The organism is Helicobacter salomonis (assembly GCF_900197775.1).
Taxonomy (GTDB): domain Bacteria; phylum Campylobacterota; class Campylobacteria; order Campylobacterales; family Helicobacteraceae; genus Helicobacter; species Helicobacter salomonis.
Map to the genome: position 1 here is coordinate 1 of NZ_FZMA01000013.1, position 21,693 is coordinate 21,693.

At 46.7% G+C, this 21,693-nt stretch carries 15 protein-coding genes; 6 read left to right on the forward strand and 9 right to left on the reverse strand.

The genetic code is table 11. The annotated features are described in order from the left end of the window. Window positions 1-30 precede the first annotated feature (30 nt). On the reverse strand, window positions 31-204 hold the full coding sequence (locus C6H04_RS07895; protein WP_158653805.1) for a hypothetical protein: 174 nt from the start codon (window positions 202-204) through the stop codon (window positions 31-33). A gap of 59 nt (window positions 205-263) precedes the next feature. Beyond that, entirely contained in the window at window positions 264-1,016 is a 753-nt protein-coding gene (locus C6H04_RS02645; protein ID WP_104696325.1) for a hypothetical protein, read from the reverse strand. Between the two features lie 136 nt (window positions 1,017-1,152). On the opposite strand from C6H04_RS02645, the gene C6H04_RS02650 reads away from it, so the two are divergent. Then, the gene (locus C6H04_RS02650) at window positions 1,153-1,980 is read left to right on the forward strand and encodes an outer membrane protein (protein ID WP_104732250.1); all 828 of its coding nucleotides are present in this window, start codon (window positions 1,153-1,155) and stop codon (window positions 1,978-1,980) included. Here C6H04_RS02650 and C6H04_RS02655 read toward each other — a convergent pair. Continuing rightward, window positions 1,977-3,122 carry an NAD-binding protein gene (locus C6H04_RS02655; protein WP_199767071.1) on the reverse strand — a complete coding sequence of 382 codons (1,146 nt, stop codon included), beginning with the start codon at window positions 3,120-3,122 and terminating at the stop codon, window positions 1,977-1,979. The two genes, C6H04_RS02650 and C6H04_RS02655, sit on opposite strands and share 4 nt — an antisense overlap. A gap of 13 nt (window positions 3,123-3,135) precedes the next feature. Then, entirely contained in the window at window positions 3,136-4,098 is a 963-nt protein-coding gene (gene rocF, locus C6H04_RS02660) for an arginase (RefSeq protein WP_104732252.1), read from the reverse strand. A gap of 231 nt (window positions 4,099-4,329) precedes the next feature. Between rocF and C6H04_RS02665 the strand changes: the two genes are divergently transcribed. Then, window positions 4,330-4,911: a ribonuclease HII gene (locus C6H04_RS02665; protein ID WP_104732253.1), complete on the forward strand. Its 582-nt coding sequence runs from the start codon at window positions 4,330-4,332 to the stop codon at window positions 4,909-4,911. Window positions 4,912-4,919: 8 nt separating this feature from the next. On the opposite strand, the gene groL is transcribed toward C6H04_RS02665, so the two are convergent. After that, window positions 4,920-6,566: a chaperonin GroEL gene (groL, locus tag C6H04_RS02670; protein ID WP_104696320.1), complete on the reverse strand. Its 1,647-nt coding sequence runs from the start codon at window positions 6,564-6,566 to the stop codon at window positions 4,920-4,922. A gap of 59 nt (window positions 6,567-6,625) precedes the next feature. Next, window positions 6,626-6,970: a co-chaperone GroES gene (gene groES, locus C6H04_RS02675; RefSeq protein WP_104696319.1), complete on the reverse strand. Its 345-nt coding sequence runs from the start codon at window positions 6,968-6,970 to the stop codon at window positions 6,626-6,628. A gap of 200 nt (window positions 6,971-7,170) precedes the next feature. Here groES and dnaG point away from each other — a divergent pair, with 200 nt between their 5' ends. The 4 genes from dnaG (at window position 7,171) to C6H04_RS02695 (ending at window position 11,235) form a co-directional block, all read left to right on the forward strand. After that, a complete protein-coding gene (dnaG, locus tag C6H04_RS02680; protein WP_104732254.1) occupies window positions 7,171-8,844 on the forward strand; it encodes a DNA primase in 1,674 nt (557 codons plus the stop codon). Continuing rightward, entirely contained in the window at window positions 8,822-9,880 is a 1,059-nt protein-coding gene (locus C6H04_RS02685) for a 7-cyano-7-deazaguanine synthase (RefSeq protein ID WP_104732255.1), read from the forward strand. The genes dnaG and C6H04_RS02685 overlap by 23 nt, the downstream gene beginning before the upstream one ends. A 33-nt stretch (window positions 9,881-9,913) precedes the next feature. After that, window positions 9,914-10,759, forward strand: a complete 846-nt coding sequence (locus tag C6H04_RS02690) for a DUF5718 family protein (protein WP_104732256.1) — start codon at window positions 9,914-9,916, stop codon at window positions 10,757-10,759. Window positions 10,760-10,872: 113 nt separating this feature from the next. After that, a complete protein-coding gene (locus C6H04_RS02695) occupies window positions 10,873-11,235 on the forward strand; it encodes a serine protease (protein WP_104696315.1) in 363 nt (120 codons plus the stop codon). Here C6H04_RS02695 and selD read toward each other — a convergent pair. From selD to C6H04_RS02710, 3 genes are all read right to left on the reverse strand, one after another. Next, entirely contained in the window at window positions 11,232-12,191 is a 960-nt protein-coding gene (gene selD / locus C6H04_RS02700) for a selenide, water dikinase SelD (protein WP_104696314.1), read from the reverse strand. The genes C6H04_RS02695 and selD overlap by 4 nt on opposite strands. A gap of 273 nt (window positions 12,192-12,464) precedes the next feature. Continuing rightward, complete coding sequence (locus C6H04_RS02705) at window positions 12,465-13,259, reverse strand: NAD(+)/NADH kinase (RefSeq protein WP_104696313.1); 795 nt, start codon at window positions 13,257-13,259, stop codon at window positions 12,465-12,467. Window positions 13,260-13,376: 117 nt separating this feature from the next. Beyond that, complete coding sequence (locus C6H04_RS02710) at window positions 13,377-21,614, reverse strand: vacuolating cytotoxin domain-containing protein (RefSeq protein ID WP_233711830.1); 8,238 nt, start codon at window positions 21,612-21,614, stop codon at window positions 13,377-13,379. Window positions 21,615-21,693 lie beyond the last annotated feature (79 nt).

Here is a 21,693-nt window from a genome sequence, read left to right on the forward strand (position 1 = left end):
AGGTGTAAAAGAGACAGGTCTCAATTTTGGCTAGAAAAGCCTCCCCCCCCCCCCCCCCCCCCCGCATTTTGAAACGCAAGCAGTGATGAGATCACCAGAGCGTTGTAGGGAAAGACGCAGTTCCATATCCCCCACATCAAAATCGCAGGGACTCGCTTCAACTGCAAAAGTTTTCAAATCTAAGCTAATCTTGACGGATTTCATGGACCTCCTTAATTTGTAAGCAAAGAGCTAGACTTTAGCATATCTTTACCAAAAATCACCTAAGGCATGTGGATAAAATACTGGCAGCGGTAAAAGCGTTCGCCTAAATTGGGCTCTTGGAGGAGGGCGTGGAGTTTTTCACGGCTTAAGGGTTTGGCCTGTGTGAGTTGTTTGAGCAATAGGCGTTGTTTGTGCCCCTTAAGCATGGGTTTTAAACGCTTGAAAAATGCGCTCTGCAATACGGCCTGTTTGCTAGCGCGGGTGTGGCAAGCAGCGACAATGTCTTGCAACAATATTGTATAGGCATGTTGTAGGGTGCTGTAGTGGTTGTCAAGTGTAGCAAAGTACTTGGTTTGCATGCGCGTGCATTGGGCTTGTTCGCTGGATTTGATCGCCAGCCCTGCCCCTAATTGGTTAAAAAGATCGTTCCTAGCACAATTATTCAAGAGGGCATGGAAAGATTGCTGGGTTGGAGGGGGGAGCGGGGCTTGGGTTTCTTGAGAGTCTTGCATTTCTGCGAGCAGATCGCTACGCTGGATTTCTACACCATTAGCTAAAGGTGTGCCCTGGATGTCTTGAGAAGAGAGGCCTTGGCTTGCCAAATCTTGGGCTGTTGGTTCAGGAGGAGTTGTGTTAGTGTCAAAGTCGGGGGGTTGTAAGCGCGTGTAGTAAGTGGGGGCTTGATCGGAGGAGTTATTTAGCTGATCTTGGTTATCTTGAGAGAGTGAAGAGAGGGCAAAAAAAGGGAACAAACCCATACAGCCCAAGTGGCATATACCCAACAATCCGATACGCCAGTATGCCCAAGACAAGGTCGCTCCTCACACGCAAATGCGCCTAGTATAACCTAATATCACAAATTTCTTCTCTTGACAACATTTTTATTTTTCTTTAATATAGAACCTTATATTATAACGGCGGATTGTTCGTAGAGATAAAGGAGTTTTGATGTCGGTTAAAGGCCGTAAGATTTGGGTAGTTGCTTGTACATTCTTAAGCCTTGCGTCCTTAAACGCAGAGCGCAACGGAGCGTATACCAGTGTGGGGTTTCAGTATTCTAGGATGGCGGGTAGCTATGTTGATGATAATGTGCCTACTTCCAAGCAATATGGTGTCTATGATGGGATGTCCTCGCTGATTGGCTCGGTAGATAAGATAAAAAACCCCGTGTCTGGCAATCTCTATGGGGTGGATGTGCAGTTGGGCTATAAGCAGTTCTTTGGGAAGAAGAAGCATTTCGGATTGCGTTATTATGGCGTGTTCAGCGGGCAGGGGGGGAATTATTACGGGGGCGCGGTTGCCAATGCCAAGGGTTCGCTTTCTAATTTATTCTATGGTGCGGGTATCGATGTGCTCTTGAACTTCTACGAGAACAAGGAACACATGGTGGGAGTCTTTGGGGGCGTGATGCTGGGGGGGAGCACTTGGGGTTTGGGCAATGGGCATGCTGATGGACAGTGTTTGGGCAAATCCACGACGAGTGCTGGCACCGGTGAGACGATCTGTCTGAGTATGAATAAAACTTATTCCAGTTCGGCAAACGCGATCAATAACCAAAGTAGCAACAAGGCCAGTTTTTCAGCTAACTATGTGCAATTCCTCTTTAATTTTGGGTTGCGTGCCAATCTCAGCCAGCACAATGGACTGGAGCTAGGCGTGCGCATTCCCGTGATCAATGACCCCTTTTTCAAGGTCAATTACAGCAACGGCGCGAAACTAGATTTCTCGTTCCGCCGCGTGGTTGCTGTCTTTGTCAATTATGTCTACAACTTTTAGAGATTGGCTAGCACTGCTTGAGCAGATTTGTAAGGCAACTTGAAGGCTTGGGCGATGCCCTCTTGGGTAAGATAGCCTTCATAGGAACTCAAGCCCCCTAAAGTGTTGGCTACAACGGGGGTGTTGGCTTGTAAAAAGCCTTTTAAGCCATGCTGTAAGAAATAGAGCAGGTAGGGCACGCTGGCATGGCTGTAAGCGCACGAGCTGGTGCGCGCCACCACTCCGGGGATATTGGGCACTCCGTAGTGCCACAAACCCTCTTCTTTGTAAACGGGGTGTGAGTGGCTGGTTTGGTGGATCGTTTCAATACAACCCCCCAGATCGCATGCCACATCTACCACCACGCCCCCCTCTTGCATGCGCGCTAAATGGTGTTTTAAAATCACTTTGGGGGTGGCTGTAGCGGTTTGTAAAACCGCCCCCACCAGACCTAAAGCCCCCTCTAGGGCGTAAAGAATGTGTTCTTCGTTCACACTCAGCACTTCCAACTGGTATAGATGCGTGTAGGGGTGATCTTGGAGTTTGGCATAATTGAGCTCGAGTAACACCACACGCGCCCCCATCAAACTCAGAGTCTTTGCCGCTTCTAAGCCTACAACCCCTCCCCCCACGATAACCACTTTAGCCCTCGCCTCTCCCACGAGCGCACCCAATAACACCCCCTTGCCCATCTCTCCAGGCAAATGCTCCAGCCCCAAGAGGTAGTGCTGGATCAAGTGTGCCGCTAAGTTACCTGCAACCACGCTCATGGGAGCTAGCATGGGGTAATTATTTTTAGGTCCGGCAATGGTCTCTGTGCAAATGCAGAGAATTTTGCGATTCACCAGCATGTGCGCTAGAGAAGCGTTGTAGGCTAAATCTAGGTAACTAAACAAAGTGCTGCCCTCCTTGAGTAGCGAATATTCGTGTTCCAAGGGTTCTTTGCACTTGACCACTACATTCTGCCCCCAGGCCTCTTCCTTAGAAACGATGCGCGCCCCTGCGCTGACATACGCCTCATTGCTATATCCGCTCAACACCCCTGCGTTTTCTTCCACGCGTAGCTCCATAGGCACGCTTTTGACGAGCAAAGCGACATCTTCAGGCACCAATGCCACACGCGCCTCTAAATCCATGCTCTCCTTGACTAAACCCACTTTCAACATACGCGCTCCTTCAAGAGTAATGACAAACTTTAGAGCGCACTTTAGCGCTTTTGCACAGATGCTCGATCGCACTATCCAAAAGCTCTAGCACCACGGGTTCATCTGCCTGTGTGCCCACTTCTGGATTGTATTCCGTAACTTCTAAAGCGACGAGTTTAGAGGCAAAGCGTTTCAGCAAAAGCTCCAGTAATGCTTTTAACTCGTCGGGGTGTAAACCATCATTTTCCCGCACGCCTGTTGACTTGAAAAGCTTGCCATCCATGATGTCTACATCTAAACTCAAATACACCAAATCCACCCCATCTAAGGCACTCTGTGCTTGATTCACACAGGCCTCCATGTCCGTTTGGATATCCTCTATTTTGAATAGGGGGATATTATAGGAGGCTATCATGTCATCTTCGCTTTTTTCCGTGCTGCGTACACCAAAATATACCAGATGCTGGGGGTCAAAGGCCAGAGTTTCCTTATCTATGCCCAAAGTGCAGAGCTGTTCCCAATAGCGCTCTTCTTGGGCATTGAGAGGATTGGGTCCTGAATGCACTCTATTGAGAAGCATTCCCAAGGGCATGCCATGCAAGTGCCCCGTTTCGCTATCGTAAGCGGTGTGGATGTCTGCATGCGCGTCCAGATACAACACCCCAATTTTTTTCCTAGGATATACCCCACGCAGGGCCTGCAAAATCCCAAAGACATTGGAATGTTCTGAGCTCAAAATTAGAGGGAAGTTACCACTCTTGAACACAGCATGCATTTTGGGAATCAAATTGTCCTTACAAAAGATGTAATAGTCTTCAAAATTTTTAGCGTATCTAAAAAAGGTTTCCAACACACATTGTTTTTGACGAATGAGCACCATATGCTCGGTGATCTCGGGGTAGCGTTCTATCAAAGCCTGCCTCAGATCTTGTACACCTTGGTTGCTTCCGTGTTTGGAAGCCCCTAATTCTGCCGCTAAACTCACTAAAATCATGGCATACCTCACTTGATGAAATGTAGCTGATAAGCTCAGATACAAAATATCAAAATTCTCCTAACCAGTGCATCAAAACCTTGACTTCTAAGAGAAGAAGCCAAAACCCACAGCTACCATAGGTGGCATGGGTGGGTGCGCTCCAACCGCAGCTTCCAGCTTTGGTTATGGAGATTCAAGTTTCTGTGCTACAACGCCCTCATTGCAACCAATTTCACCCTAGGAGACAGCATGTTAGGCATTGATGAAGCGGGGCGGGGGTGCTGGTGTGGATCATTGTTTGTAGCGGGAGTGAGCTGTGATCAGGCTGTTGCAAATGAATTTATACGCTTAGGACTCAAAGAGAGCAAGCAACTTAGCAGGGAGAAACGCTTTGAATTTGCCACGCATATTAGCCAAGATAGGCGCATTCGAAGCGTAGTGGTAGCTAAAAGCGCGTTAGAGATTGATAGCAAGGGCTTGAGTGTGTGTATGCAGGAGGCGATTACAGAGATTATCGTGAAGTTGCCCGCCATCAAACATGTGCGTCTGGATGGGAACACTCTTTTTAAACTGGAATTTGCGCATTTGGAGAGTTTTGAGGCTATCATCCAAGGAGATGATAAAATCCCTCAGATTGCGATGGCCTCCATCTTAGCTAAGGCGCATAAAGATCAAGAAATGCTAGCCTTAGATGAACTTTACCCTGATTATGGCTTTGCTAGACATTGTGGCTATGGCACGCGCGCGCATGCACTAGCCATCGCCAAATACGGACTTATTGGGGAACACCGCAAGAGTTTTAAAGGCATTTCCCCCTCCAATAGGGCTTAAAGGCTAGGCTACATCATACCGCCCATGCCACCCATACCGCCCATGCCACCCATATCGGGCATTGCAGGAGCTGGTTTATCTTCTTTCACTTCGTGCACGGTGGCTTCAGTAGTCAAGAGCAGGCTAGAGACAGACACCGCGTTTTGTAAAGCAATGCGAGCCACTTTAAGGGGATCGATAATACCCGCTTTAAACATGTCTACATACTCGCCATTGCTCGCGTTAAAGCCAAAGTGCGCTTCTTTGTGTTTTTCTACTTCATTGACTACTACACCGCGATCATAACCTGCATTGGCCGCAATCTGGGCTAGAGGGGCCTTAATGGCGCGTTTGATAATTTCATAACCCACTTTTTCATCTTCGTGCAATTCTAAATGCACTTTCTGGGCAGCACGAATCAAAGCCGCGCCCCCACCAATCACAATACCTTCTTCTACAGCGGCTTTGGTGGCAGACAAAGCGTCATCTACGCGATCTTTTTTCTCTTTCATTTCCACTTCAGAAGCCGCACCCACCTTGATCACAGCCACACCACCGCTAAGTTTAGCCAAGCGTTCTTGGAGTTTTTCTTTGTCATAATCGCTGGTGGTGGATTCGATTTGGGTTTTGATTTGGGCGATGCGATCTTTAACCGCGTTGACTTGCCCTTTACCATCTACAATCGTGGTGTTGTCTTTGTCAATCACGATGCGCGCAGCCACGCCTAGATCGCTCACATCCGCATTTTCTAGGGTTTTGCCTAGTTCTTCAGAGATCACTTGCCCGCCGGTTAAAATGGCGATGTCTTTAAGCATCTCTTTGCGGCGATCACCAAAGCCGGGAGCTTTAACTGCAGCCACATTGAGCACACCCCTCAGTTTGTTTACTACTAAGGTTGTGAGGGCTTCGCCTTCGATGTCCTCAGCGATGATCAATAGGGGTTTGCCTTCTTTCATCGTGCGTTCGAGTAAGGGTAAAATGTCCTTCATGCTAGAGATTTTCTTATCAGTGAGCAGAATATAAGCGTTTTCTAGCTGAGTGGTCATTTTTTCTGCGTTGGTAACAAAGTAAGGAGAGAGGTAGCCACGATCAAATTGCATGCCCTCTACAACATCGAGTTCATCCTCAATTCCCTTAGCTTCCTCAACGGTGATCACGCCATCTTTGCCCACTTTTTCCATCGCATCGGCAATGAGTTTTCCGATTTTTTCATCAGAATTAGCCGAGATAGTAGCCACTTGGGTAATCTCCTCTTTGCCACCCACTTTTTTGCTAGATTTTTTCAATTCAGCAATGATGGCTTCGCTGGCTTTGTCCATGCCGCGTTTGACCTCAATGGGATTAGCTCCAGCAGTGATGTTGCGCAAGCCCTCTTTGAAAATGCTGTAAGCTAGAACGGTGGCAGTGGTGGTGCCATCCCCAGCCGCATCAGCGGTTTTGCTGGCTACTTCTTTAACCAGCTGTGCGCCCATGTTGGCTACAGGGCATGCTAGCTCGATTTCTTTAGCTACACTCACGCCGTCCTTAGTAATGCTAGGTGCGCCGTAGCTTTTTTGAATGAGTACATTGCGCCCGCGAGGTCCCATGGTTACCTTCACGGCATCGTTGAGCTGTTTTACACCCTCAAAAAGTTTATTGCGCGCGCTATCGGAAAACTTGATTTCTTTAGTTGCCATTGTCTGTCCTTTTCTTGTTATATGAATGGGAGGGCGCGAAAAAACGCGCCAGAGTTAATTTAGTGGCTGTGGCAGCAATTGCCTTCGTGCTTATGATCGCCTTTGTGGTGTTCATGCCCATGCCCGTGGCAGCAAGAATCCACCACGCCTAGTACATCTTCGAGTTCTAAAACCATAAATTCTTTTCCGTCTAGCACGATTTCTGTGCCTTTGTATTTTCCAAAGGCTACCACGTCGCCCTCTTTGAGGCATTTACAGCCTTCGCTGATTTTATGACTAACAGCTTTTACCACGCCCATTTGAGGCTTTTCTTTGGCGTTGTCGGGAATAATAATCCCAGAAGCCGTCTTTTTTTCTTCCTCTAGTCTTTCAACTAGCACTCTTTCGCCTAATGGTTTAAACATCGCGTCTCCTTATGCAAAAATTAGCACTTAAAAAAATTAAGTGCCACAATACTAGCAAAAAATCTGGAGCAAGTCAAGACTTAATGCAAGTTTAAAATATTTTACTAAAAAAACTTTATAGTTAAAGACTAAAGTTAATTATTGATTATACTATCAATAATCTTTTTGACAAATAAGTCTATCTTGGTTACTATGCGAACATGATCGCTCAAGAATCCCTAGAACAACTCAAGCAGGTTGCCGATATTGTGGCGGTGGTACAGAACTACCTAGAGCTTAAAAGAGCGGGTAATCTTTATATGGCTATCTGCCCTTTTCATAACGAAAAGACACCCAGTTTTACCATTAACCCCATACGCAATAACTTCAAGTGCTTTGGGTGTGGCAAGTATGGTAATGCGATCACTTTTATGATGGAGTACGAACAATTAGATTTTGTGGAAGCGGTGCAAAAACTCGCCAACATGTTTTCTATTTCCCTAGAATACACTACTACTCCACCCCAACATCCTCAAGAATTAGACCTTTTAGAAGAAGTGACGCGTTGTTATCAAAGCTTGTTAGAGCACAATAAAGAGGCGCAAGATTATTTATCCACTCGTGGTGTACACGCCACGAGTGTGCAGGAGTTTCGTTTAGGTTTTTGTGTGGGATCGCGCGTACTAGAGCATGTCCAACGCCAAAGATTGGATAAACAAGCCCTCCTAGACTTGGGAGTCTTGGGGCAGGATGAAAGCGGGAGAATTTACGCGCGTTTTCACAACCGCCTGATCTTCCCCATCCATAACCCTAATGGGAAAATTGTAGGTTTCGGGGGGCGGATTTTGCAGCCTCAGGCCAACATGGCTAAATACATTAACTCTCCCCAGAGCGCGCTGTTTAACAAATCCAAATTGCTATATGGTTATTTTCAAGGGCGCCAACACATTGCCAAAAACAAAAAACTCATTTTGACAGAGGGGTACTTAGATGTGATCTTACTCCATCAAGCGGGGTTTAAAAGCGCAGTGGCTACTCTGGGCACGGCCCTAACTGAGCAACACCTACCTCTCATGGAGCGTTTTAATCCAGATGTGGTAGTGGGTTATGATGGAGATGAAGCAGGCAGGGCAGCAGCCTTCAAGGGCGCAAAAATGCTCGCGCAAGCCAACAGATTGGGAGGGGTAGTGTTGTTTGAAAATGGCTTAGACCCAGCCGATCTGATCGCCCAGGGACAGATTAGGGCGATTAGTGCACTTTTGAACAAGCCCATGCCCTTTGTCGAACATGTTGTGCGGGCTATGTGTGCTAGAGTCAATGTCCACGATCCCATAGCAAAACAACAAGCTTTGCAGGAAGTATTGGTCTTTTTGCACACCTTACCCTTTTTAACCCAGGAACATTACCAAGAAATGGTGGCGCATCTCTTGGACATTCCTCCTGTGCTTGTGCGTTTAAAGCACCACAAAAAAGCCTTTACGCCCAGTCTCAAAGCCCCACCATCTAAGCCACAGCATGATAAGATGGAATCCATACTGCTTCACTATCTCTTAAACGATCTGTCTTTGCTCGAACGAGCTCGTCCCTTTTTGGAGATCACTCTCTTCAAGACACTAGCGAGTGAATTAAGCGCTCTACTCGCGGGTCAATACAATGATCCTAGATTGATTGAAATCCGTTTAGACACCAGTTTACCCGTGCATGAAAATGGTTTTAGAGAAGAGTTTATCGCATTTCTAAAGAGGCGTTATCAGGAACACCAGCAACAAATCAACACTCTATATAAAAACCTGGACTTCGAACAGCGTCTGGAGATGTTCACCGATTTACACCATAAAATAGTACAATTAGCCCAGAGAAAAGGAGAGTATTATGAAAGCCTTAGCCTTATTTAGTGGGGGGTTGGACAGCCTGCTGTCCATGCACTTGGTGGCTTCCCAAGGAATTGAAGTGATTGCCCTGCACTTCAATATTGGCTTTGGGGGCAATAAAGACAAGAGAGAATACCTGGAGAAAGCCAGTGCGCAGGTGGGTGCGCAATTGCTTTTATGCGATATTCAAGAGCAGTTCTTTGATGAAGTGCTCTTTAAGCCCAAATACGGCTATGGCAAGTACTTTAACCCTTGTATTGATTGCCATGCCAATATGTTCAGACAGGCCTTTTACAAACTCCTAGAACTGCAAGCGGATTTTGTAATCAGTGGGGAGGTGTTGGGCCAGCGCCCCAAGAGTCAGCGCAAAGAAGCTCTAGGGCAGGTCCAACAACTCGTGCGGAGTTTTGGAGCTGAAGAGTGCTTTGATGGGATTTTGGATCGCGGGGGCGACAACCCCAATAAACCTCAATTCTTAGATCAACTCTTGCTAAGACCCATGAGTGCCCAACTTTTAGAACCTAGCTTTATAGAAAAGCAAGGTTGGGTGGATCGCACTAAACTTTGGGATGTGCAGGGGCGTAGTCGCGTACGCCAACTCGCCAAGATCAAAGAGCTTGGATTAGAGTATTATGAAAACCCCAGCGGAGGCTGTTTGCTCACGGATTTAAGTGTGAGTCAAAAGCTTAAAGACCTTCAAGCCCACCGCCAAAATACCCAACAACAGATGGTGGTGCAAGATAATTTGATTGTGAAAGTTGGGCGTTACATGGTGGTGGGGGAGGCACGTTGCGTGGTGGCGCGCAATGAGCTGGAGAATGCCAAATTGGATATTAATCATCCATTAATGGATCGCATCGAACTACTTGATTGCAAAGGTCCCTTAGGACTGGTAGAGAAAAGCGCGAGCGCACAAGAGAAAAATCTGTGTGCGCGCATTGTGCTGGGGTATGGTAAAAGTCAGGCAGACACACTATATCGCGTGCAGGTGGGCGATGCACTTTTGCATTTGAACCCTATGCATAGAGAAGAGGCACAAAAATATCTTTTCTTGGGTTGAGAATGGGTATAATGGCGCGATGAGGAGCTAGAGATGGAAAAGTTTATCGGATTAGGGGTTGTGGGTAATTTTGCTAGACATTTGGAACAAGCAGGTGAAATCCATAGCTTCATCAATATGAAACACATTGAGAAAGACGCGCCTAAGGGGTTGTTTCCCTTTTATCTTCCTCATGACGATGGGTATTTGGGGCGTTATTGCATCGATAATCGTTATATTATCCTGCCCCCCGATATGGTGGACTTGCATGTTCAGGCTGAACCAGAAATTGCCCTAGAGTGTGAGATTTTCTATGATGATAAGGGGCGCGTGAGAAGTGTGGTACCCAGCCATTTTATGGCCTTTAACGATACTTCTATCCGTAATCTTAAAGCAGAGAGACTCTCTGAAAAGAAAAACTTTTCCAAAGGTTCTAAGGGAATGGGGGAGAAATTGCTCATCGATCGTTTCGTCTATGGGGGCGTGTGCAATGATTACTCGATCGCCTCGTTTCTCACCAGAGAGGGCCAAACTCATGTTTATGGAGAAAACTCTAAACTCGTCAAGTACGAGTATTTCTACGACAAGCTTTTAGGCTGGATTGTGGAGATGTGCAACACCCAAAGGGATACAGGGAGTTTAGAGGATTTGCAGGAGCTCTTACGATCCCAGCACTTAACTCCTAAGTGCATCATCACCATCGGGGCAACCCCCTACATGCCCTTTGCTCAAGAACACTTCTTGCGACAGGGGGATATAGTTACCATCATTGCCTACAACCACCGTCGCTATAGCTTTGAAAAGATTTTTGAGGTGGTGTCTACCCAACAGCTTGGTAAAACTCGCCTCAAGGCGGTGTCCTATATCCAGCAAGAGGTTGTTGTAGAGGGGAGTTTCTAGCCCCAAGATTATTTTTTTATCACATCTTTAATACTCTTTGAACATTCTATTAAGAGTTTTTTAAATCATTTTTTATTAAAAATAAGACGAAATTTTATTAATAGAGGGAAAACATGAAGACAAAGAAGATTCTTGATCCCCATCAGGAGTTCAATAAACTCAAGCAAGAATATTGGAAACAGGAGCACATCTACGCCACCTACCTACGCGAGAGCAAACGCAACCTCTATGGTTGCAGGGACATTGCTACCCGTCACCAATTCTTTGTCGATCGCATGCATGCCTACAAGCCCCTTAATGATATTTACTTGCATCTGCGGGAGTTTTCCAAGCGACACAAAATCGCTATGCACCAAATCAGAGAATCCTTTGAAAAGTTCCGACGCACTTACAATAACACTTTGACCTCTATCAGACGCTATGAGGTAAAAATTCAAAAAATCAAAGAGGGCAAATCCCCCTCTGATTGGGATTAATAAAGTCTGACTCCAAAAGCGTGTTTGGGTATACATGTCCCGACCGCGCACGCCTCGATGCCTAGGTCGTGTAGAGTATGCAGGCACTTCTGTACCTTTTTAGCCTCTAATGCTACTATTAACCCCCCAGAGGTTTGCGCGTCATAAAAGAGAATATCGGGGAGCCTTGTTTGGCTACACACGCCAGATTGCAAAGCTTGTTTGTTAGCCACACTACCCCCTGGATACACTCCTTCTTGAGCAAGTTCCAGCGCTCCCTCTAAAAGAGGGATTGCACTCGTATCTATTTCTATGGAGATGGTAGGGTTGAGCATTTCATACAAATGCCCGATGAGTCCAAAACCAGTTACATCTGTACAAGCATGCACATTAAAATTTTGTAGGCAGCGCATGGCCTTGAAATTCAAGGCCGCCATGCTGGCGATCGCTTGGGGTGCATGCGCTAAGCGCTTTCTTTTTAAGGCGGTGGTGATAATCCCACTGCCTAGGGGTTTTGTTAGGATAAGCACATCGCCTACTTGCGCCCCATCGTTACGCCACAAGTGCTTTTCCACAATTCCTGTGACACTTAGACCATATTTTTGTTCCACATCGCTTAAACTATGTCCGCCTAAGAGTGCACAAGCGCACTCGCTTAGTTTATCCAATGAGCCCTGCATGATCGCGCGCACGCTCTCTTTACTAACATGCTCTTGATCCCAAGCCAAAATACTCAGCGCGCTGATTGCGCGCGCACCTTTAGCAAAGACATCGCTCAACGCATTGGCTGTGGCAATCTGCCCATACAAATAGGGGTCATCAACCACTGGAGGGATCACATCTACACTTTGCACAAGCAAAGACCCCCCCACCTGCACCGCTCCACAGTCATCCCCATCGCTAAAATCTAACACCACACCTTCTAAGCGGGGTTGTTTGAGCTTGGCCGTGATTTGTTTGAGGTCTTCCAGACCCACCTTAGCCGCTCAACCCGCACAGCGTACAAATTGGGTTAACGCCTCTGCCAAATTCTTCCTTAAAAATCTCCACACCCATAGCTAGAAGCTAGAGGATTGCTCCCCATGGGAGTAGTGGTATTATCAAAACCTGCCTTACAAAGAGGTCTTATAGCTTCTGCTCCAAGAGTTGCCGCTCCAACTCCGCACATTGTGACCTCTGTGCTTATAGCATAAATTCGCCACATGCAATCTTATATCCTCATAGCTAAAGTAGATTTAGCGCGCGGGAGGTCAAACATAGCCCCCACCCCAGGAGAATTTTTCACGCAGGACCTGAAAATAATCCCGTTCTAAGGGCTGGAGTAAAGTGGCCTGCTGGATAGCTTGTTGTAGGCAAAGTTCTTGATCGGGGCGCATGAGGTGGTGGCTCTGCCCATCAAGCACAATCATGCAAGATTTATGCGTCCTAATACTGAGCTGGACATGCGAGCCCAAGATAAGGGGGCGTTGGGTGAGAGAGTGGGGAGCGATGGGGGTGATCAAGATATTTTGGCATAGAGGGTGCACCACACTGCCCCCCACACTGATATTGTACGCGCTCGAGCCTAGAGGAGTGGCCACAATCAGCCCATCAACTTGGTATACATTAGCCAACACCCCTTCCACAAAGAGTTGGAGCTCTAAAATCCCATACACATCTTTTTTGGTAACCACGATATCATTAGCACACACAAAGCGAGTGTGTTCCTGATCGTCCAGCCACGCCTCTAACATCAAATGCTTTTCAACGCGGTAATACCCATTTTTGAGAGCGTGCAAGAAATCCGCCACGCCACTCAAGTTGGTTGCTGTCAAAAAACCTAAATTTCCCACATGCACCCCAAAACACGCCGATCCACTGCGCAGAGCCCCCAAAAGGGTTCCATCACCCCCCAAACAGAGCAAAACTCCACCAGGCTGAGGCGAGAAATCATAGTTCATGCCCGCCTCTTGTAAGGCCTGCTCTAAAGCATGCAAGGATTCGGGAGGGATCAAGGGCTTGAGGAGGACATGGACATGTTCAATGGGGGAATTGGGAAGAGTCATTTAGGGAAACTTCGCTAGCATTTTTGAAATCCTAAACAAAAAAGCCCCAAGAGGCGAACCTCTCAGGGCTAAAAGGAGGGGGACTGCAATTGTAGCGCGGGGTTTCTTAAATACTGCTTAGAAAGCATAGCGCATCCCCATATTGCCTGTGATATTAATATCTTGGTAATCTAACCCAAAACGCGCGCCAATGCCCGCATTCACATAGAGAGATTTCCACAAACGCACCTCTCCGCCCATCGTCAAGCTCGCAAAGGTGTTGTAGAGCCCACCCTTACGATAGCTCAAAGTGTTATTCCCAATGAAGCGCACCAACTTATCCCCCAAAGAGTGCACAAAGAGGTCGCGCCCGATGTCCGCGATGACAAAATAATAAGAGTTTTTGCCAAAATAATGGCGACTCTCTAGGGCAACATTGAGGGTGAGCACGGATTTCTTATTAGGATCCGCATTGGCCTTAAAGCGATCGTAAATGGGGTTGTCCATGATGCCCTGTAAACTAGAGAGCCCGATGTAGTAATAACGCATGGCAATCTGGGGTTTGAGCACCACACTCTTATTTTTAAAGAAAAAGTCATAGCCATAGTTCACGCCCACATTAGTAGTCCATGTGTTGTATTTGTAGCGTTGGTTGACAATGGAGAGAATGGGGTTGGCGGCATTCACATAGTTCTTGTTATAGCCCCAAGTCTCATTCGCGCTCAAAGTGATCTCGCTATTTTTGGCAAAGATACGGCTATAAAGCCCCACATTGACATTATTGCTATTGGCATTCACAATATTGCCATGAAAACCACTATAGGCATAGGCAACATACCCCCCCACAATTGCGCCTTTCACAAAGCGATCATAGCCCACATTGATTCCATACAGAGTGCCCGTACCCCCAGCCACGAAGCTAGCCCCCCCCACGCCCTGCATCCAAAGGTTATTCTTGATCTTGTCGCGTTGGGAGTAGGCCAAGATCACATCCATCGCATTGGGCACAGCACTAGCAAAGCGTTCACCCTTGATATCTTCCAAGAAGTCATGGAAAGTAGGCACGCTGGCGGTGAAATTAGAGAGTTTAGCCAAACGGCTCATCTGTTGGGTGTAGGTGTTGAGCTGCAAAATATCGGTCGAATTGTTTTTGAGCGAAGGGCTGGCGATGAGGTCAATGCTATTGGCAATGTCCTTAGCCATTTTAACCAAAGTGGCAGACGAGTTGTTTTCCAAATAATAGGGCGCAAAAAGCGGGGTGTTCTTGGTGTCGACCAAGAGCGCGTTGAGCCACTCCATCACCCTAGGGCCACCCGCCTTATAGACGGCCTGCACGCTTGAGCTCCCCTGTATTTGCTGGATATACTCTTGAATCGTGGGGACCACGATATCGGGCTGCTTACCCACCCCCACTTGGATATTGTTATAGGCGATCGAAGAGGTTACCTTTTGCCCTTGAGCGTTTTCATAGCTCACGCTCAAGCCTTGGTTGGCAATATCCACTGCTTTACCATTATAGACCAATCCATCCCCCCGAGCGTTGAGCTCCATGCGCCCCCCATTGACACTCAGCTGGGTATACAGGCTCAAGTAATCTTTCCAACTATTGGGGTTAAAGGGCTTGTTGTAGAGATTATAATCAATCCACTTAGCCTGCACCAAAGTGTAGGCCGCGTTATTAGCCTGAGTGTTGAGGGAGAGAGAGGGCGTGTCAGCAGTGGGTTTAAGCGTGGCGATGCCCTTCACATCAATAAAGGTAGTGTTAGCATTTTGCGCCCCAGCATTAAACAACATACTTCCCTGAGAGCTAAACGCCCCGCCCACATTAATTCCACTGGGGTTAGTGGTCAAAGTTGCCCCAGAGTAGAGGGTAAAGTCTTGGGCTATCTGCACGGCACTATCAGAGGGGGGAGGTTGATTAGGGGAAGTTTGGGGTTGAATTGGGATGCGCGTAGAGGCATTGTTGAGCGCGTCTTTGATACTCAAATTATTGGCTAAAAGTGAGGTATTGGGGGCTAGATTGATGGTGCCTATTTCCGTTTTCCCTGTAACCGCTGAGAGGTCCACCTTCCCGCCCTTAGCCTCAATGGTGCCCAAGTAGTTAAAATTGAGCGCGCTGACATTAATGCCCTCGTATTCGTTATTTGTAGTGAGTGTGCCATTTTCCACAGTAACATTATTAAACTGCGCATTGATATTGAGCCCATTGGTGGCATTGAGTGTGCTCACCTTAATATCGGATTTGTTATTAGAGAAAAAGTTCAGCGTGCCTGCGTAGTTGGTGAAATCAATGCTATTGTTCCCATTAAAGACAATTCTATCACCGGCTACAAAGCTCAACGCCCCCCCCGTAGCATTGCTAAACTTACTGTTGTTGACAAAGACATTTTGAGTGCCCATAAAGCTAAAATAGCCCTTTTCCCACAGCCAGCTTAAGCCCTTGGGGGCCAAGAGATTGCCCACGCCAACCTCTTTTAATTGCTTTTGCAGGCCATCAGAAAGCACGCTGCCCAAGCCCCTAGACCACAACCCTCCCAAACCCTTGTCTTGCATAATGGCATTGGCAATGGCTTGGAGGTCTTTTTGTTGGCTTAGTTGGTTCAGGGTATTGAGCAACTCCGGACCCAACAGCTGGTTTAAAAGTTTAGCGGTGGTGTTAGCCAGCATTTTAGTGAGAGCAGGCTGGGGGTTGAGGATATTTTGAATGGCCACATCCATCATGCTCCCCAAGATTTGAGGTCCTAGCCAAGCCACGCTTTTGTTGATAATGTCTTGGTTAGTCAAGATTTGCATTAGGGCTTTCCCAAAGGTGGTGTTATTCAACATATTATTAATAGTTGCGGTGCCCTGCGGGGTGTTGGGGATATTGAGGATCTGATCAACGCCCATGTGCGTCATGGGCGACAAATTGCCAATGAGGTTAAGCAAAGTGCGCGGGCCAAAAAGACCATTAGCTAAATCTTGAATAGTCTGTGCTCCACCTAGAGGTAAATTCTTATTGATTGCATTGTAAATTTTATTTTGTGAGGCGGGGCTCAAATTAGCAATCAAGCCATCAGACCCGAGCAAAGAGCTAACGGTTTTATTGCTCAAAATGTCCTTGATGATAGTTACCATGCCGGGCAATTCTAGGATAGTCCCTAAGTTTTGCGCACTGAAGAGATCGCCTAAGGGTTTATTGGCAATACCTGGCGGCAATAACCCACCCAAATTTTGAATACTAGAGGGAACTAAGGCATTGCCCTGTGCTTTTTGGTAAATGATATTGCCTAAGGTATGTCCCAAGCCCGCCTGCCCTAGAATCTTGTAAAAGCCCGCCTGCCCTAAAAGGGGGAAGATTTGATCGGTGCCCTCTGCGGTGATAGTAGCATCATTAAGGACGAGATTGCTCGCACTATTAAAGCTCACAGAGGCACTCCCCCCAGTCTGCCACGCGTTCCCACTGCCTAAAGTGCCTGTGATGTAAATATCTTTAGCGTTGAAATTGGCATCAATATAGCCCAAACCTACCGAAGTCCCCTCCAATAACTGTCCCAAATTCTTAGAACGCAAGTCTTGACAACTCGAAGACCCCGAACAAGGGTCAGCATACCCATTCCCCCCAAACCAAATCACGCTATCGCTTTGGGTTGTGCCCACCTGCGTGCCCCCCACCACCAAAGTGCCATTCTCAAATGTTTGGTTAATTCGCGCAGAAAGCCCTCCGATGAGGTCGGTAAGCTCTTGCTTTTGCTCAGGAGTAAGGGTAACATGAGCATTTTCCAGGGCTTGCAATACCTTAGTCGGGTCGTTTAAATTACTGAGCACTCCCGACTTAAGCAGACTCTCCAGCTGAGGCCACAGCCCAGAAGCCAAATTATAAAGGCTACTCAAATTGGCCTGCGTGATCGCAGGGTTGTAAATGTGCAGGGGGTCTAAGGGCTGGTTATACGCCCCATAGGTGCCCGGGATTTCGGGTATTAAGGGGTTAGTCATGGAAGTCGTAGGCGGGATGAATACCCCCTTTAAATTGCTGTCTAAAAAGAAGGTACCCGTACGCGTGTCTTTATAATCGTATTGTGGACCCGCAACATTCTGTCTGGATTCCCTATAGTAATAGAGCTCGGGCGCGATGTTGAAGAGCGAAGTTTCCACTGGGTGCAAGCTCTGCGAGATTGTCACGACAAGCTTGTTATTTTGCAGACTCTCCGTGATTGTCTGCGCACCATTGAGGGGGTTGGCAAAGCTCCAGCTATTTTGCGTAGCATCATAGGTGGCGTCTGTAATTTTCATTCCATAGAAATCGATCCTCTTATACCCATCCGCTCCGCTAATGCCTGTAAACCCTTGCGTGGTATTGATAATGCTATAAACCTTAGAGGTTCTATGGGGCAATGCGGTAAAAATATCCACATTAGAGATGTCCAATAAGCCCGTACTACCAAAATTAAACGCCTCCTTGACTGTCATATAAGGCGTGGCAATATTGGGCGTGAGGATCCCCTTAAGCGTCAAGCTTCCATCAAGGTTAAAGCTCCCAAATTCTAGTGTGCTATTCTCTTTGCTATAAAAGGAGCTACTGCCTGTGCTTGTGGTGTCGCCAGCAGTGAGCGTACTCTGTCCCATCAAGGCAACATCTGCCCCATTGAGATTGAGTGCTTGCATATCAAGAGTGCTAGCCCCTGCCAAGTTGATATTCACATCATCATCAAGCTCTGTGGTGCCCTTAATGGTCGCTTTGGCTTGATCAGAGAGAACCAAGCTAGAGCTCCCGCTAAAAGTGGCGTTTTGGCTAAAGATCGCCTGCGCATTCTCTCCATTAATGCCCAGTGTTGCCTCCCCGCTAAAGGTAGCATCTCCTTGAAAAGCAACTTGGCTATTGCCTCCCTTAATGCTACTTACACTCACAACCGTATTGTCCGCAAAAGATACGGGTTGGGCAAAGATTGCTTGAGTGGATGCGCTTAAACTTTGGTTGAGCACACTCAAAGAAGCGGCACCAAAAAACTTAGTGGCTCCCTGAAAATTCAAGGTGCTACCATTATTCAAATTAATCACACTGTTATCGATATTGGGAGCACCATTATTACCCACACTGGACACACTGCCTACATTAGCCGTTCCACTGATAGTAGCCTTACTTTCATTACTTAGCCACAAAGCACTATTTCGCTCGATATTGAGGGTATTGCTAGTGAAATTAGCAGAGCTTTGTTGGCTAAGATTGATGGTGCTACCGCTCAGGAGTGCTGTGCTCGTCCCATTACCCTTAAGGGTAAATTTAGTCCCATTGCCCAAGAAAAAAGAAGTGCCAGTAAGGGTAGCTTTAGGCGTATCGATGGTTACGGTAGTGCCATAACCCCTTAGACTGCTTTGATTAAAGCTAACAGCTTGGTTTCCACTGAAAGAAAAAACCCCAGAGGAGTCATCAGCAAAGGACGAATTGGAAATGCTGATGTTTTTAGCTGTAAAAGAAGCGTTAGAATGCTGAGCAGCCGTGCTATTAAAGGGAGGGATCGCAGTGATGTAGTTGTGGTAATTCAATCCATCGGCAGTAATGTTATTTTGAGCCTCAAATGTTAGACTAGCTCCCCCACCACTTAAAGTGCTTGTGCCCACATCAATCGTGTTGGTGAAAAAGATATTGCCAGCTTTGAAAGTCTCCCCAATATAGCCTAAGTGTCCAGCAGCACCAAATTGAATTGCCCCCCCCTTGGCTACAACAGGGACATTATTCCCGATGATGAGGGTTGAATTATTCCCCTGTATGTCATAAGTGACATTATGAGGAATAAGTGAGTCAGAGTAAGTATTTAAGAAATTACCCTTAGGATTCCAGTAGGGAGCAGAGCCATTTTTAGCATTGGGATTAATGTAGGCTATTCCTCCATCACCTACATTATAGTTGTATTTGGGTGGGTGATTGTAGCAATAATTCCATACAATACCCCCTTTGACCATGCAATACACAGAGGGCCAAATGTCTTCATAGCTCTTGTCTAGGCTGATGGTGAATTTATTGTTTTCAAGCTTCCCCGTCATTTTAAAATCAACCCCACCGATGCTAAAGGTGGCACTATTACCATTGACAGAGCTAGGGCGTACTCCATGAAACTCGGCCATATCCCAAAAGTTGCTTTGGTTGAAAACCTGCCCCTTGAGATACATGTTATTCTTGTCCTCAACGATGGTATAGGGCTGATTCATGACTAGGGAGGTATCGATGTTGAGAAGGGCTCCATTGGAAAGACTAATAGGGACATTCAGGTTACTCAGGGGCGAAGTGTTCCCCCCAGAGCTATCAATGGAGGTAACCCCACTAAAGTGAATCTGATCCGTGTTTAGATTTTGCTGATTTTTGTTTTGGAATTTAAAAACACCAGCTATGCCCATCCAAGTGGTGTTCTCAAAGTTAAGACTATTGGCTCTGAAAAGTCCCTCCGCACCAGCATTAAAACTGGTATCTGAAAAGCTAGCTTGGTCGGCTGTAAAGGCAAAATACTTAGCAGCGACACGGGAATTTTGCATGGTGATGTCGCCCTTATTGCTCACAAAATGAAACCCGCCAAGTCGTGTTTCATCAGCAAAGGAGGAGTTTATCACAGAGAGAGAGTTTTCAGCCGTAAAATTGCCATTAGAGTTTTGCCCTACTGGTCCATCTCCAGCGAAGCCACCAAAATAATCCAACTGGTCAATGGTAAGATTGTTGCTGGCATTAAAATTAAGCGTAGCCCCCCCGCCTGTTGCAGCACTATTGCCCGTTACAATGGAATTAGTGAGGTAAATATTGGAGGCTTTGAAGTTGCCAGTAATATAGCCTAGATATCCTCCCTGACCAAATCTAATCTGTCCTCCACTAGCTGGCGCGGGCACGCCATTTCCAATAACCAAAGTGCCCCCATTAGTGATATTGGCATTAAAAGTTTTATTGCCTAGAAGTGTGTAGTAAGTTTCAAGCGTCCCCGTGCCCGGATCAATATAGGCGATTCCTCCATTGCCTACATCAACATTTTGATCAGCGAGATTATAAACTCCATTCCATATATTTGCATATCCTGTTAAAGGGGTTAAGGTCAATTTACCCCCACTCAAATCCCCCTTAACGCGCAAGAAGGGGATACCTTTGAAGTCATAGGTAGCAATATCCCCGCTCACAGAGCTAACCCCCATCCCTCTAAACTCTAAATAGTTCCAAAGGTCTTTGTCATTCAGCTCTTGACCACCAGCCTTGATCACACCCTGAGGACTAAAAAGCGTGTAATTCATATTGGCTTTGAGGTCTTGGGAGATATTCAAGATTGCCCCCGGGCTGAGGTTAATGATCCCCTGAAGTTTGGCAAAAGGCGAGATATTATTCCCATCGGTGTTGATATTGGTGGTGCCACTAAAGGTGGTGTTCGTGCTGGTGCCCCCATTACTATTGCTAAAGTGGTAATTGGTGGAGCCAGTCCATGTGGTGTTGGTGAAGTTTAGAGTGTTGGTTTTGAAAGTATTAACTTCATTGCCGGTAGTGTCAAAAGTTGTCTTGTTAAAGCTCGCGCTATTGGCACTGACATTGATCTGATTGCTGTTATTAAACTGGGTATTGCTCACATTAAGAGCACCCGAAGTAGAGCTTAAACTCACTTTGTTATTCTGCCCGCTAAAACTTACATCTTTGAGTGTAACGCCCCCGTCTCCCTTTACAGTAGTCCCACCGTATGCGTTATTAAACTGTGTGTCGGTGGCTTGGAGTTGTTGGTCTGCGCTCAAGTCAATCGTACTATGAAATCCGGTAAAACTGCTATTGGTGAGCGTAGTGTCTTTAGCCTTAAGGCCAAAACTCCCCCATGTATTATCTACAAAATTACTCTTGGTAATGTTCATCGTTTCGAGGGCTTTAAAAGCAGCACTAGATCTAGGACCGCTTCCTAGAGCGCGCCCCCCCGCAATGGTCTCTTCATTGACATAAGTGAGCCCATCCATTGTCAAGTTATGGGCGGCATCAAAGCCCATCACCCCCTTACCCGATCCACTGGCCACACCGGTTTTATAAGTATTTGTCATGTAGATGTTAGGAGCTCTAAAATTCCCCCAAATAGGACCTATGCTCCCATGGGGAATCCAAATAGTCCCCCCCGTGGCGACATTGGGAGTTTGGTTACCCAACACTAAAGTGGCTTGATCGTTAGCAGAGACATTATTGCTCCAATTCACATTTACATTAAAGGATTTGCCTCCAATCCATGAAGTATAAGTACCAATCGTGGTATTACCCGGGTTAATGTAGGCAATCCCATTATCCCCCACACTGAAATTTCCGCTGCCGAGATTATAAACTGTACCCCAAACATTTTCAGATTTGACAATGGGCAGCACAGTGGCTAAAAAGAGGGGTTGGGGTATGTTATTCTGCATGGCAACAGGCGCATTTAGGGGTCCCGCATTGGCGACATTATCAGCAGCCTTGAGGGGTCCTCCCGCTAATAAAGCTCCC

What these genes read in the sequence shown, in the direction of transcription:
- rocF (WP_104732252.1), bottom strand. Translation starts at nt 4,098, where the DNA reads ATGATTTTAGTGAGTTTAGCGGCAGAATTAGGGGCTTCCAAACACGGA.
- C6H04_RS02665 (WP_104732253.1), top strand. Translation starts at nt 4,330, where the DNA reads ATGTTAGGCATTGATGAAGCGGGGCGGGGGTGCTGGTGTGGATCATTG.
- dnaG (WP_104732254.1), top strand. Translation starts at nt 7,171, where the DNA reads ATGATCGCTCAAGAATCCCTAGAACAACTCAAGCAGGTTGCCGATATT.
- C6H04_RS02695 (WP_104696315.1), top strand. Translation starts at nt 10,873, where the DNA reads ATGAAGACAAAGAAGATTCTTGATCCCCATCAGGAGTTCAATAAACTC.
- groES (WP_104696319.1), bottom strand. Translation starts at nt 6,970, where the DNA reads ATGTTTAAACCATTAGGCGAAAGAGTGCTAGTTGAAAGACTAGAGGAA.
- groL (WP_104696320.1), bottom strand. Translation starts at nt 6,566, where the DNA reads ATGGCAACTAAAGAAATCAAGTTTTCCGATAGCGCGCGCAATAAACTT.
- C6H04_RS02690 (WP_104732256.1), top strand. Translation starts at nt 9,914, where the DNA reads ATGGAAAAGTTTATCGGATTAGGGGTTGTGGGTAATTTTGCTAGACAT.
- C6H04_RS02710 (WP_233711830.1), bottom strand. Translation starts at nt 21,614, where the DNA reads ATGCAGAATAACATACCCCAACCCCTCTTTTTAGCCACTGTGCTGCCC.
- C6H04_RS07895 (WP_158653805.1), bottom strand. Translation starts at nt 204, where the DNA reads ATGAAATCCGTCAAGATTAGCTTAGATTTGAAAACTTTTGCAGTTGAA.
- C6H04_RS02650 (WP_104732250.1), top strand. Translation starts at nt 1,153, where the DNA reads ATGTCGGTTAAAGGCCGTAAGATTTGGGTAGTTGCTTGTACATTCTTA.
- C6H04_RS02705 (WP_104696313.1), bottom strand. Translation starts at nt 13,259, where the DNA reads ATGACTCTTCCCAATTCCCCCATTGAACATGTCCATGTCCTCCTCAAG.
- C6H04_RS02685 (WP_104732255.1), top strand. Translation starts at nt 8,822, where the DNA reads ATGAAAGCCTTAGCCTTATTTAGTGGGGGGTTGGACAGCCTGCTGTCC.